This window comes from Clostridium polyendosporum (assembly GCF_018332455.1).
GTDB classification, from domain to species: domain Bacteria; phylum Bacillota; class Clostridia; order Clostridiales; family Clostridiaceae; genus Clostridium_AY; species Clostridium_AY polyendosporum.
In genome coordinates, this window is record NZ_BOPZ01000038.1 from 1 (window position 1) to 13,533 (window position 13,533).

Sequence of the window (13,533 nt, forward strand, 5' to 3'; positions counted from 1 at the left end):
AGATTTATATAAAATTTTATTCAAATTAATAGAAAAACCCTGTTTTAAAATTTATCCACAAGTTTGCTAGAAAAACCCTCTGTTTTTAAACAGGGGGTTTTTCAGCAAACTGAAAAAAGGAATTCATTCTTTGGATGAATTCCTTTTTTTAATAATTAGTTAATGTTAATTAGCATCTTTACTGCTACTGCAAGAGACATTGTTATAAATATAGGTTTTATAAGTTTAGATCCGTTACTTATTGCAGCTTTTGTCCCTAATATAGCACCTAATATCATAAATATTGCTACAATTATTCCATAATAGTAGTTTATTTTTCCTTCAAGAGCAAAAGTTATCAGAGAAGCAATATTAGAAGTAAAGTTAAGTACTTTAGTATTTCCGTTAGCACTTACAAAATCAAATTTAAAAATCTTTACAAATCCAAAAAGAAGAAAAGAGCCTGTTCCAGGTCCGAAAAAACCATCATAGAAACCAATAGTAAAACCGAACACAATTCCTATTATAATTAGTTTTAGTGTAGTACCTTTATATTCATTATTTATCCCTAGATTCTTAGAAAATAGTGAATAGACTCCTACCAAGAGTACAAGTGCCATAACTAACGGTGTTAAAAAACTTTGGTCTATTAGAAGAACTGCCTTTACTCCTAAAACAGCACCTATAAAAGTAAATGGTATTATGTATTTTAGTAGATTTAAATTTGCCTTACCACTTTTAATAAACTTTAAGGATGAAGTAAGTGAGGCTGTAGTTGCAGAGAACTTATTAGTTCCTAATGCTATATGTGGTGGTAAGCCAAATAACATAAAGGCGGGTACACTGATTAGTCCTCCACCTCCTGCTATTGAATCCACAAAGGATGCTATAAAACCGGCAATACATAAAAATAAAAGATTTATCAATTTAATCATCTCCTGTTAATTTTAATCATAATTTAAAATATATCACATTTTGTTAATTAGTAGAAATACAGCATTACTACTGTTATTATTGAATTGATGACCTAGCTATCAATAAAACATAGTAAACCGATTGGCTATTGACAATAATTCATCGAGAAAACGATTTCTATTAGTGGATTATTAAGGTATTAAATTAATTTATAGTATATTAATAAATATTTAAAAAACTATTGATTTGTTATATAAAAAATATTATATTTGTATCAGTGAAAAACTAATAATAGTTCTTATTAAGAGAGGCGGAGGGACTGGCCCTATGAAGCCCGGCAACCGGTATATGTTTCATTTAACAGATGCAATGGTGCCAATTCCTGCAGCATAAATTGCTGATAGATGAGAGGGTAGCAAAGGTGTATATGTGTACCAGAGTTATTCTCTGGTACTTTTTATTTATTACCATTTTACAAAATTAAATCTGGCTAAAATTGAGTAGGGGTGATGCCTAATCAATTTTACTTATTTGGAGAAGAGTAAGTATTATATAACAATTATTTAAGGAGAATAATGATGATAATAATAAAAGATTTAAATAAAAGTTTTAATAAATCTCCAGTATTAAAAGATATAAATATTGAAATAAAAAAAGGTGAAATATTTGGGCTCGTAGGACATAGTGGAGCTGGTAAATCTACATTGTTAAGATGTATAAATGGACTTGAAGATTATGAAAGTGGAAGTCTTACAGTTGATGGACAAGAGGTTAAGAATTTAAAGGGAAAAGAAATGAGAAGTTTCAGAAAGGATCTAGGAATGATATTCCAACACTTTTCTCTTTTAGAAAGAAAGAATGTTTATGATAATATTGCATTACCAATGGAATGTTGGGGAGTGCCAAAAGAAGAGATAAAAGAAAGAGTAGAGGAGTTATTAAAAATTGTAGGACTTGAGGACAAGGCCAAGAGAAAACCAAAAGAGTTAAGCGGAGGACAAAAGCAAAGAGTTGCTATAGCAAGAGCATTAGCTTTAAACCCAAACGTACTTCTATGTGATGAAGCTACTTCTGCCTTAGATCCTAAGACAACAAAATCTATACTTTCACTTTTAAGAGAAATTAATGAAAAGCTTGGTATAACTATTATCATAGTAACTCACCAAATGGAAGTAGTTAAGGAAGTTTGTGAAAAGGTTGCAATACTTGAAGGAGGAAAGGTTTTAGAAGTTGGAAATGTTGAGGAACTTTTCTTGAAGCATACTAAAGCCTTAAAGAATCTTCTAGGAGAAGAGGAGATTCTTCCAAACCAAGGAGTAAATATAAAGTTGTTCTTTCCAAAAGACAACTCAGATCAAAGTATTATAACTTCTATGGCAAGAGAATTAAATATAGACTTTTCTATAGTATGGGGTAAGCTTGAAAAGTTTAGAGATGATGTTTTAGGCTCTTTAGTTATTAATATTGAAGTAGAACAAGAGAAGAGAGTTATAGAATACCTAAATTCGAAAAAAGTAGGATGGGAGGTTGTAAATAATGGCAGATAATTTTGCAGTATTTTTTAAAGAGATTTTACTTAAAGAATTGGGTATTACTCTTTACATGGTAGGAATATCAACGTTATTATCTACAATTATAGGATTTATTCTTGCTATTATACTTATAATAACTGATAAGAACGGATTAAGACCTAATAAGATTATATATAAGTCTTTAGACTTTGTTATAAACACTTTAAGAAGTTTTCCATTTATAATTCTTATAGTAGTATTAATTCCTTTAACAAGATTTATTGTAGGTAAAAGTATAGGAGAAGTAGCAGCTTTAGTTCCTCTTACTATTGGAGCAGCACCTTTTATAGCAAGAATAATAGAGGGATCATTAAAAGAAGTAGATAAAGGTTTAATTGAAGCAGCTAAATCTTTTGGAGCATCAGATTATCAAATAATTTTTAAAGTAATGATAAAAGAAGCTATGCCATCTATAGTATCTGGTATAACTCTTTCAATAATATCCATACTTGGTTATACTGCTATGGCAGGAGCAGTTGGAGCCGGGGGATTAGGTAAAGTTGCTATAGCTTATGGATATCAAAGATTTGATAATAATGTAATACTTTATACTTCTATAACTCTAGTAGTATTAGTTCAACTTCTTCAATCAGCAGGAGATTATGCGTATAAGAAGTTAAGGTAATATGGAAAAATAAATAAGGCTTAAGATATAAAAGAAGGTTAATTTCTTTATTTTAATAGCATATAAAGGAGGAATAAACTATGAAAATTAAAAAATTATTAACATTAGCATTATCATTAACTATTGCGGGTACATTAGCAGCATGTGCTAACAAGACAGAAACAAAGAAGGATGACAAGAAAATAGTTGTTGGAGCTACTGCAAAACCTCATGCTGAAATATTAGAAAAAGTAAAACCACTTTTAGAAAAAGAGGGATATGCTTTAGAGATAAAAGTATTTGATGACTACACGCTTTTAAATACTGCGTTAAATGAGAAATCAATTGATGCAAACTTCTTTCAACACATTCCTTTTCTAAATAATGAGGTTAAACAAAAAGGATATAAGTTAACTTATACAACTAAAGTTCACTTGGAGCCAATGGGCGTATACTCAAAGAAGATTACGGCTTTAAATGACATAAAGAATGGAGCAGAAATTGCGGTGCCAAACGATCCATCAAATGAAGCTAGAGCTTTAAGACTTCTTGAAAAGAATGGATTAGTAAAGTTTAAAGAAGGAGAAACTATAACACCTAGAGATATTACTGAAAATCCTAAAAATCTTCAGTTTAAGGAATTAGATGCAGCTCAACTTCCAAGAGTTCTTGATGATGTTGAAGCAGCAGTTATAAATACTAACTATGCATTAGAAGCTAAACTTAATCCAACAAAGGATTCATTATCTATAGAATCAAAGGATTCACCATATGCTAACATAATTGCAGTTAGAGAGGAAGACAAAGATAGCGCTAAAATTCAAGCATTAACAAAGGCTGTAAATTCTCCAGAAGTTAAGAAATTCATAGAAGAAAATTACAATGGAAGTATAATTCCAGCATTCTAATTAAATATAATTAAGTTTAATATTTAATGAATTTTATAAAATAGCTTACGTATTTAATGATTTTTCTCAAAGTTTAGATTCAATGTGAATTTAATTATCGATGAATTTTTGCCAAGTATTCAATTCATATAAACTTCTTAAGGTCCCTACATTAAATGTAGGGATCTTTTTATTATTTTTTACTTTTCTTATATATCTGTTTTTGTTAAAATAAAATAATGGTATAAAAAGGAGAATGTAATAAATACCATATAACGGTATATAAAATACAAGGTAGGAGGTATTTCAATGTCAGATAGAGATTTAGAAAAAAATAATGATTTTAAAAATGAAGAAAATATAATAGAAGAGAAAAAAGATAATACTAATAAAAAGGTAGGATTTTTTCCAAGATTAGTTGCTACTTTTATAGATCAAGCGGTAGCTTTAGCAATTTCGGTTGGTTTATTGTTTGCTTTTGATGGAATATTAAGATTGATAGGTTTCTTTATTGCAGATAGACCAACTATGTTCTTTATTATTTATGTAGCAATTAATGTATTGTATTCACCAATCCTTGAGAGCACAAAACTTAGAGCTACATTAGGTAAGTACTTATTAAGAATATAATGGATGGGAGATAACACATGAAGAAAGGTAATGAACTTGAATTACTTATAGAAGATATGGAATTCCCTTCACAGGGTATAGCTTATAAAAATGATTTAAAGGTTTATGTAAAGAATGCCTTTCCTGGGCAAAAGGTTTTTGGAAGAATAACAAAAAAGAAAAAAGACTATGCTGAAATGAAACCTTTAGAAGTAAGGGAAAGGGCAGAGTATGAGATAGAAAAGAAATGTTCACATTATGGAGTTTGCGGTGGATGTTCGTCACAAAATGTACCTTATAAAAAGCAACTTGAACTAAAGGTAGCACAAGTTAAAAAGCTTTTTGAGGAAAATGGAGTATCTACAGGAGAGTTTTTAGGAATAGAAACAAGTCCTATAGAATGGGAATATAGAAATAAAATGGAGTTTACCTTTGGTGATATGGAAAAGGGTGGAGACCTCTCCCTTGGAATGCATATGAAAGGAAAATCCTTTGGTATAATAACTGTAAATGAGTGTGACCTCGTAGACGAAGATTTTAGGAAAATATTAAACCTTACAGTTGATTATTTTGGAGAGAAGAATATACCTTATTATAGGATAATGGCTAGAGAAGGTTACCTAAGAAATCTTATAGTAAGGAAGACAAAGAAAACAGAAGAAATAATGATTAACCTTGTAACTACTACTCAGCTAGATTTTGATTTGACAGAATGGACAGAGCTGATAAAGAGAGAAAGCTATAAGGGAGTTATTAAAGGAATACTTCACACTGAAAATAACTCCTTATCAGAAGCTGTTATTCCTGAAAAGTTAAATGTACTTTACGGACAGGATTATATAACTGAAGAATTATTAGGTCTTAAGTTTAAAATTTCACCATTCTCTTTCTTCCAAACAAACTCTTTAGGTGCAGAAAAACTATATAGTATAGTAAGAGATTTTATGGGAGATGCGGGAAATAAAGTGGTTTTTGACCTTTACTGTGGAACTGGAACCATAGGACAAATTGCTGCAGGAAAGGCAGAAAAGGTTATTGGAATTGAACTTATAGAAGAAGCTGTTGTAGTAGCAAATCAAAATGCTAAGCTTAATGGTTTAAATAATTGTAACTTTATAGCTGGAGATGTTACGAAGGTTATAAACACAATAAAGGATAAGCCAGATATAATAATTCTTGATCCACCAAGAAGTGGTGTTCATCCAACAGCATTAGAATATGTAATAAAGTTTAATGCTAAGGATATAATCTATGTAAGCTGTAATCCAAAGTCTCTTGTGGTTGACTTAAAGAGATTGGAGGAAGCTGGATACACGGTAGAAAAGACACTGCTTATGGATATGTTCCCACATACACCACACGTGGAGACAGTAGTAAGGCTAGAAAAGAAATAGCTTTATATCAATGGCTTTCAGGGTTTTTAAGTTAAAATTCAAGTGTGTTTTATGTTCCCTCAGACTGATTAAAATGCACCCTTTGTCAAGGACAATTAAAAAAAGACCTAGGCTACATTATTAAGATGATTTCTGTATTGAACAGGAGTCATCTTTTTTGAAAGTTCTACGCTATATTTTTCCACCAGCCTTTATTCAAATCATTCCTAAACCATCAGCTGAACTGTAGTGAAGGGGCTATATAATTGATGAGAAAAATGGGGATTAATAATTGTTTATTTAAAAGAAAAAGCCACCATATCGCAGATCATAAACAGCGAATATAGGGCTTCAAAAGTCATAAAAATAACAAAGTGATTTAGCTTCTATTAATTAATTAATGAGGATTTCTTTTCCTTCCTTAGTCCACTGAGTAAATTCAGCTGTTGCTGTGAAAAGTACGTCTGTAGATGAGTTAAGTGCCGTTTCACAAGAGTCTTGTAAAACACCTACGATAAAGCCTACACCAACTATCTTCATAGCAATATCATTTGATATCCCGAATAAGCTACATGCGACAGGAATCAGTAATAGTGAACCACCAGCTACGCCTGAAGCACCGCAAGCGCATACGGCCGATAGTAAGCTGAGGATTAATGCCATACCAATATCCACTTTAATACCAAGAGTGTTAACCGCTGCAAGTGTCAAAACAGAAATGGTAACAGCTGCACCAGCCATATTAATCGTAGCGCCTAATGGAATGGATATCGAATATGTATCATTATCTAAACCTAGTTTTTCACATAAACTCATATTTACAGGAATGTTTGCAGCTGAGCTACGTGTAAAGAATGCTGTAATTCCACTTTCCTTTAAGCACTTAAATACAAGTGGGTATGGGTTTTTACGAATATTTATGAATACAATGATTGGGTTGATAACAAGAGCTACAAAGACCATACAACCAATCAGAACTACAAGTAATTTTCCATAGCTAAGTAAAGACTCGATTCCATTTGTAGCAATAGAATCAAATACAAGCCCCATAATTCCTAATGGAGCAAAATTTATTACCCATCTAACTATTTGAGATACTGCATCTGAAAAATTAGAAATCATTGTTTTTGTAGAGTCAGGCGCATTTCTTAAAGCAAATCCAAGAAGTACCGCCCAAGATAATATACCGATATAATTGGCATTATAAAGTGCTTTTACTGGATTATCAACAATATTCAACAGTAATGTTTTCAGAACCTCTACCACACCTCCAGGAGGCGTCAGATTCTCAGCGCTCGCAGCAAGTGTTAAGCTTACAGGGAACATAAAGCTTGCAACAACCGCCACAAGTCCAGCTAAGAAAGTTCCTAAAATATAAAGGCCGATAATGGATTTCATATTGGTTTGGTGCCCACTTTTGTGTTGGGAGAGGGCTGACATGACCAAGAGGAAGACTAATATAGGGGCGACCGATTTCAAAGCACCTACAAATAAAGAACCCAAAATGATGATTGGTTTTGCTGTTTCTGGAATCGTTACAGCTAAGATAATACCAATAATTAAACCTATAATTATTCGTTTTACCAAGCTTATTTTATTCCACTTGTTTTTTAGATTTACCATAATTTTTTCCCCCTTATTTAAGATATAAATGAAACATCGCACAGCCACTTTAGATGTGCTACTATCAAACTAGGTATCTCTAATAACTAAGATACGATAATAAGATTATCACGAATTCTTACATATGTGAAGCCAATTTTAAATTATATAAAACTATAGTTATTTTTATAATGATTTTTTGTTAGTTCATCAATTTGTTAATATGCGGAATGTGTAATAAATATTGCATAAAAGTATGAAACTAAGGAATTCCATGGTTCCCTTAATTAAGGGGGCATCTTTACGCAAATCTTATTTTAACGCGTACTAGAATCATCTTTCTATCAAAACACATGTGAAGACAGTAGTAAGGCTAGAAAGAAAATACAGTTAAATCTTTGATTTTTTAAGGGTTTTTCCTTATCCCTAAATTTATATGTTCTCAAAGATATAGTAAGTTTGTTATTATCTAAAATTTAGAACCCAGACAAATGTCTGGGTTCTAGTGCTAATAATGCTAGTTAGATTAATAATAACCTAATAATTTTTTAATAAACAAAATGGGTGCACCTATTATGCCGCTTTTTTAGAAGCAACATGTTCAGTAATATGTACCTGCTTTTTTAAAAGAAAGCTAACTGGTATACCTATTAAAATTACAATTGTTGCTATAGTATAAATATCATTTATTCCTAAGTATGTTTTAATAATTATGTTTATTTTCCAAGGTCATTCCAATGTTCATAGGCCTCATTTAATTCCATATATGCACCTGATTTATCTTTTGCCATAATTGCCCCACGTAAACGGGCAATATTAGCACTAAATGCATTTATCTCGTCTCTCTCTGAACTAAACTGAACCCTATTTACTATTTTGTTCCATGATTTTGATAATTGCTCAGTTTGTTTACGGGCTTCCTCCCATTTCTCAGCCTTTATATCTTGCATAATCAACTCAATAGACGCAGGGATATTATCATCTTTTCCGAAGGAGTGCTTTAAAATATTACCACTAAGCATGATTAGTATAAAGAGAGTTAGTGTAACTATAGGAATGGTTATTACTAAAAATTTTCTCAAACTACGCACCTCCTTAGTAGGGGCCTTTATAATCGCCAATATCAGTTATTTTCTTTATGTGATCTTCATATTTATCTATATATAAGCTACCAGCAGGATTTAGTGTTGCAAGAAATACTTCTGAAATATCAGTAATACCTTGCATCTTTAGCTGACTTATAATCCAATTTTTATCTTTATTAAGTTGTCTAAGATTTTGTTCTATAAGTATCCCATCATAAATAAGCTCTGTACTTATACCACTGGAGGTTTTAGAAATATTCATGTCTTTAGCTGTTAAAGACTGATATTGTCCTTTTTTTAGTACAGATAATTGACCATTTGGTTCAATGATTGCAAAATCGACTTCCTTCAAATCAAATACACTTTTATTTCTGAGTAACGCCATAATATCAGATACCCTGTACTTCATTTTTTTTAGTGCATCTTCCATTATCTTACCATTCATAATAACTATTGCAGGTTCGCCGTCTATGTATTTTCCTGCGTACCTCCATTTCATAGTAATATACTCCATTAGATATCCAAGAATTGCCCAAGTGAAAAGACCTACCCAATGAGGCCATGCCCTGCTGGACAAGTCAGTGGTAAGAGTTGCAGCAATGGAACCAATCGTTATTCCTAACACATAATCAAAAAATGCTAATTGACTTATTTGTTGTTTACCTAATATTTTTGCAAAAATAAGTAAAGTAAAGAAACTAATAATAGAACGTACCAATACTACTAACCATTCACTCAATTGTATGCCTCCTAAATTCAAGTATTTTATCCTTATTATTCAACATAAAGTAAAGTTTATACTATTAAATTAGTTTATCTTCTGTAATCGAATAAATAGTAGATTGGAAACAAGTTAATGATTTTACAGCTCAATTTAAAGATACATTTAGTAAAAAGCGTTTTCTTATTCAAATGAATAATTTAACTGAAGTCTTTATAACCTTCGAGCATACGATTGGTCAGTTAGAGATAACTGTAATACATAATCAAGATAGTGCACTAGAATATATAGGTGCATTAAGAGAAACGTTATAGAAAATAATAAAAAATATGGATTATATTCTTTTAAAGGAGCTGTAAAGAATGGAATTGAGCTGGATCTTGCAATCAACTCTTATATTTTTTATTGGAACATTTATTTTAAGAGTAGGTGGAAGAAAATCAATATCCCAAATGACCATATCGCAAACTATTGTAATGATAGGATTAGGGTCATTGCTAATTCAACCTATATCAGGAAAAGGGTTACTTATTACTTTTTTAGCAGCATTTTTACTAGTATTGTTAATGATAATTACTGAATATATACAGGTTAAAATAGACTTTTTAGAAAACTTATTTTCAGGTAAAGCAGTTATTGTTATTGAAAATGGTAAACCTAATATGAAAAATCTAAAAAAATTAAGATTGTCTATAGATAGGCTTGAGACCCGTTTGAGGCAGGTCGGAATATCTTCTATTGAAGATGTTCAATATGCAACAATTGAAGTAAGTGGTCAATTAGGATATGAGCTAAAGGAAAATAAAAAGCCTTTAACAAAGGAAGATTTTATATCTATAATGACTGAAATATCGCAAATGAAAGAAATGATTGGATATAATTCAAAATCTAAAGACAATAAAAATAAAATAAATGACATTTTCGAAGAAGTGAATACTAGAAAATTTGAGGGCAATAAAAATGAACCATAAAAGTATATATTTTTTTGTATCTTGGCAATTATAGTATATCTAGCTCTTATTTTTATATCAGAAAGTGCTAAAAGGTAAGAATCTAAATAAGTTATGATTATATAGAGGCTAATATAGGTAATAATATTAAAGTCAAATCTATAACAAAAAGGAGATTAAAGGAATGAAAAGATTTGTTTGTACAATTTGTGGCTATATTCATGAGGGAAATGAACCACCAGAAATATGCCCTATATGTAAAGCTCCTAGAGAAAAGTTTAAGGAAATGACTGATGAATTAGTTTGGGCAGATGAGCATCGAATAGGTACTGCTTTAGATGCTAATCAGGAGATAGTTGAGGGACTAAGAGCCAATTTTATAGGTGAATGCACAGAAGTTGGTATGTACCTAGCAATGTCAAGACAGGCTGATAGAGAAGGATATCCAGAGGTTGCAGAAGCCTATAAAAGAATTGCTTTTGAGGAGGCAGATCATGCAGCTAAGTTTGCTGAAATTCTGGGAGAGGTTGTTAAAGCTGATACTAAGTCAAATTTAAGTGCACGTGTGGAAGCTGAATATGGGGCTTGTGATGGCAAGAAAAAATTAGCTGACTTAGCAAAACAAAATAATTTAGATGCTATACATGATACGGTACATGAAATGTGTAAGGACGAAGCTAGACATGGTAGAGCATTTAAGGGTTTACTAGAAAGATATTTTTAATTTTAAAAAGGAATAACTAGTTATAGCTATGTTATATTGGAGTTATTCCTTTTTATATTTATTTGTTGCCGTTTCATAAAACAAAATTCAGTTAAAGCTGAGAAGGATCGATGCCTGATCAGCTTTATTTTTCTCTGAAAGTAGAACAATTGGTTTCTTCATAGATATTTGCTTTATTACCAGAAACAGCTATATTGCCAGCATAGCAATTCTCATCATCATTAAATGTACAGCTGTGAACATTACATACTATAGCGGTGCATTCATTACCATAATCATTGGTATTATTAGTAAGTGTACTATAGTGAGAACTATCCAAGAAGGATGCGCAGCAGGTTTGACGTGAATTTTCTGCGTTTCCTCCAGATACGTTTATTCGGTTTGCATAGCATACTTCATTTTTATTATGTGAACAGTTAGTAACATTACAGTATATCTTTGACATAAATTACCCTCCTTATTTTAGCTATTAATAACTAATGTTAGTTTTAACTAAAGATTTAATAATATTCAGTAGAAACGTAATTTATGAACAAGCTGTAAACTCATCCATGTATTGTAATAGGACCTCGCTTACGGATAGTGAAAATCAATCAAAAGATGGAGAGAAAGTCAAGTTAAGCATTTAAAGAATGATTAAGTAATAATGTGTAAAACAAGCTGTTCAGACACTTTACACTGAACAGCTTGTTTGTGATGATTAAATTAGTATTACACAAAAACCTCCAGTGTTTTTTTCCATGATATAACATATTCATCTAATATTTTATGAAGTAGTTCACCAATTTTTGAGTAGCATTCGTCACTGAGATTTGCTAGTGATATTCTAATAGACCATTCAGGTCCATGAAATCCACCGCCGCTTAGTAATACTATTGAGGATTCTTCTGCTAATCGGAAAAGAACATCCACTGGTTTATAATTTTCCTGTAAGTACTCTGCAAATTCTTTACCGTAATAATAATTTGCCCATTCTAGTAAGTCAAATTGTGTATAGTAACAGGTATCATAAGGGTCTCTTCTCCAATCGAGTCCTAGACCGTCAAACAAAAGCTGCTTTCGACGACGGCAAATATCTATTGTTAATTGTTTATATTTATTTTCTTTATCAAGTAAAGCAAATACTACAAAGAAAGCCATTTGTACTTGTTGTGGTGTTGATAAACCTGCAGTATGATTTAGAGCTACTTGACGGCTATCTGCTACAATTCTATCGATAAAGCGAATTTCTTCAGGATTAGTAGAAAGTGCTGAGTAACGTTTCTTAAGTTCTTCCTTTTTATCTCTAGGCAATTCTCTTAATAGCTTATCAAATACGTTATCTTCATGTAATGCAATAGTTCCCAAACGCCATCCTGTGACACCAAAATACTTTGAAAATGAATATACTCCAATTGTGTTAAATGGTAAATCAGCTACTAATGAACGAAATTCATCAACGAAGGTACCGTATACGTCATCAGAAATAATCATCAAGTTAGGATTATAGTTTTTTACAATTTCAGTTAACTCATTAACTGATTCAGGTTTTATTGCTGTAGAAGGTGGATTGCTAGGATTTACAACAAACAAAGCTTTTATTGTTGGATCACAGAGCTTATCTAACTCTGATTTTGGATATTGCCAAGTATGAGTACCATCATCAGTCATTTCTTTAGCCTCAATTTTAGCTACATTAAAATCGTAGCGTGGTAGAAGAGGAATCTCAAGATAAGGTGTAAAAATTGGTGTCATCAGTGCAATCTTATCCCCTATTGATAATAATTCATTGGCGATTAAGGTATCAAATATGTAGCACATAGCTGCTGTAGCACCTTCCACAGCAAATAAGTGGAACCTACCAGCAGGCGGTTTATTATAACACATTTCTTGAATAAGATAATCATGGGTAACTTTTTCAACATGCACTAGCATACGATCTGGTACAGGGTAGTTATCACCAATAATTCCATCTGCTAATTCATATACCCAAGCGTCAGGATCAAAGCCTTGAGCATTTATTCCGTAATCAATTATATTTTTAAGTAATTCAGCCCCAGGTGCATCTTGATGTATTTCAAGATAAGTTTTAAGACGTTCTGCAATTCCAGCTTTTTGAGGCATTCCTGCTAAATCACCTTCATTCCATACTCTTCGGGTTTCTTCAACAGCAAATTGACCAAAGGTAAAGAATGATTCACGAGGTGTTGCCGCTGTCCAGTTAGGATTACCTCTTCCTGCATCTAATAAAGTTCGTACACTTTTTTCTCTATGTCCTTTTGCAAGATTAATTAACTTATCCTTGAATTCAAAAGGGCTGATTTTACCATAAACTCGTTCTATTTCTTCACGTTGGATATTGCGAAAATTCATACCTATACATGCCTCCTTTAACTAACAAACATAATACTTCAATATAAAGTCATATCTAAATATGAATTTATATTTTCCAAGTTTCTGAATAAGTATTCTTTTAAAGAGACTAGTTACAGTATGAATAAAGTAATTGACTTGTGTTAATGTTCAAATAATTA

13 protein-coding genes and 1 riboswitch are annotated in these 13,533 nt (G+C 31.5%); of the genes, 7 read left to right on the forward strand and 6 right to left on the reverse strand.

Translation table 11 applies throughout. The features are described 5' to 3' along the window. Window positions 1-155: 155 nt before the first annotated feature. Window positions 156-905, reverse strand: coding sequence for a TSUP family transporter (locus tag CPJCM30710_RS15725; protein WP_246503568.1), 750 nt, complete (start codon window positions 903-905; stop codon window positions 156-158). Window positions 906-1,189: 284 nt separating this feature from the next. Next, window positions 1,190-1,305: riboswitch (SAM riboswitch) on the forward strand. Window positions 1,306-1,472: 167 nt separating this feature from the next. Here CPJCM30710_RS15725 and CPJCM30710_RS15730 point away from each other — a divergent pair. From CPJCM30710_RS15730 to rlmD, 5 genes are all read left to right on the forward strand, one after another. Next, on the forward strand, window positions 1,473-2,441 hold the full coding sequence (locus CPJCM30710_RS15730; protein WP_212905115.1) for a methionine ABC transporter ATP-binding protein: 969 nt from the start codon (window positions 1,473-1,475) through the stop codon (window positions 2,439-2,441). Further along, complete coding sequence (locus CPJCM30710_RS15735) at window positions 2,431-3,090, forward strand: methionine ABC transporter permease (RefSeq protein WP_212905116.1); 660 nt, start codon at window positions 2,431-2,433, stop codon at window positions 3,088-3,090. Before CPJCM30710_RS15730 ends, CPJCM30710_RS15735 begins: the two co-directional genes overlap by 11 nt. Window positions 3,091-3,170: 80 nt before the next feature. Next, a complete protein-coding gene (locus CPJCM30710_RS15740) occupies window positions 3,171-3,977 on the forward strand; it encodes a MetQ/NlpA family ABC transporter substrate-binding protein (RefSeq protein ID WP_212905117.1) in 807 nt (268 codons plus the stop codon). Window positions 3,978-4,265: 288 nt separating this feature from the next. Continuing rightward, a complete protein-coding gene (locus CPJCM30710_RS15745) occupies window positions 4,266-4,586 on the forward strand; it encodes an RDD family protein (RefSeq protein ID WP_212905118.1) in 321 nt (106 codons plus the stop codon). A 17-nt stretch (window positions 4,587-4,603) separates the two neighbouring features. After that, window positions 4,604-5,959, forward strand: coding sequence for a 23S rRNA (uracil(1939)-C(5))-methyltransferase RlmD (gene rlmD, locus CPJCM30710_RS15750; RefSeq protein ID WP_212905119.1), 1,356 nt, complete (start codon window positions 4,604-4,606; stop codon window positions 5,957-5,959). Between the two features lie 372 nt (window positions 5,960-6,331). Here rlmD and sstT read toward each other — a convergent pair whose 3' ends face one another. The 3 genes from sstT to CPJCM30710_RS15765 form a co-directional block, all read right to left on the reverse strand. Beyond that, window positions 6,332-7,561 (reverse strand): serine/threonine transporter SstT, encoded by a 1,230-nt coding sequence (gene sstT, locus CPJCM30710_RS15755; RefSeq protein ID WP_212905120.1) that lies wholly within the window; start codon window positions 7,559-7,561, stop codon window positions 6,332-6,334. A gap of 695 nt (window positions 7,562-8,256) precedes the next feature. Next, entirely contained in the window at window positions 8,257-8,622 is a 366-nt protein-coding gene (locus CPJCM30710_RS15760) for a DUF4363 family protein (RefSeq protein ID WP_212905121.1), read from the reverse strand. Between the two features lie 13 nt (window positions 8,623-8,635). Beyond that, the gene (locus tag CPJCM30710_RS15765; protein ID WP_212905122.1) at window positions 8,636-9,364 is read right to left on the reverse strand and encodes a YetF domain-containing protein; all 729 of its coding nucleotides are present in this window, start codon (window positions 9,362-9,364) and stop codon (window positions 8,636-8,638) included. Between the two features lie 344 nt (window positions 9,365-9,708). On the opposite strand from CPJCM30710_RS15765, the gene CPJCM30710_RS15770 reads away from it, so the two are divergent. Together CPJCM30710_RS15770 and CPJCM30710_RS15775 are read left to right on the forward strand one after the other, a co-directional pair. Next, window positions 9,709-10,317 (forward strand): DUF421 domain-containing protein, encoded by a 609-nt coding sequence (locus CPJCM30710_RS15770; RefSeq protein WP_212905123.1) that lies wholly within the window; start codon window positions 9,709-9,711, stop codon window positions 10,315-10,317. Window positions 10,318-10,480: 163 nt separating this feature from the next. Further along, window positions 10,481-11,020 (forward strand): NADH peroxidase, encoded by a 540-nt coding sequence (locus CPJCM30710_RS15775; protein WP_212905124.1) that lies wholly within the window; start codon window positions 10,481-10,483, stop codon window positions 11,018-11,020. 124 nt (window positions 11,021-11,144) lie between these two features. On the opposite strand, the gene CPJCM30710_RS15780 is transcribed toward CPJCM30710_RS15775, so the two are convergent. Together CPJCM30710_RS15780 and aspD are read right to left on the reverse strand one after the other, a co-directional pair. Then, complete coding sequence (locus CPJCM30710_RS15780; RefSeq protein ID WP_212905125.1) at window positions 11,145-11,465, reverse strand: DUF1540 domain-containing protein; 321 nt, start codon at window positions 11,463-11,465, stop codon at window positions 11,145-11,147. 266 nt (window positions 11,466-11,731) lie between these two features. After that, the gene (gene aspD, locus CPJCM30710_RS15785) at window positions 11,732-13,372 is read right to left on the reverse strand and encodes an aspartate 4-decarboxylase (RefSeq protein WP_212905126.1); all 1,641 of its coding nucleotides are present in this window, start codon (window positions 13,370-13,372) and stop codon (window positions 11,732-11,734) included. Window positions 13,373-13,533: the final 161 nt, after the last annotated feature.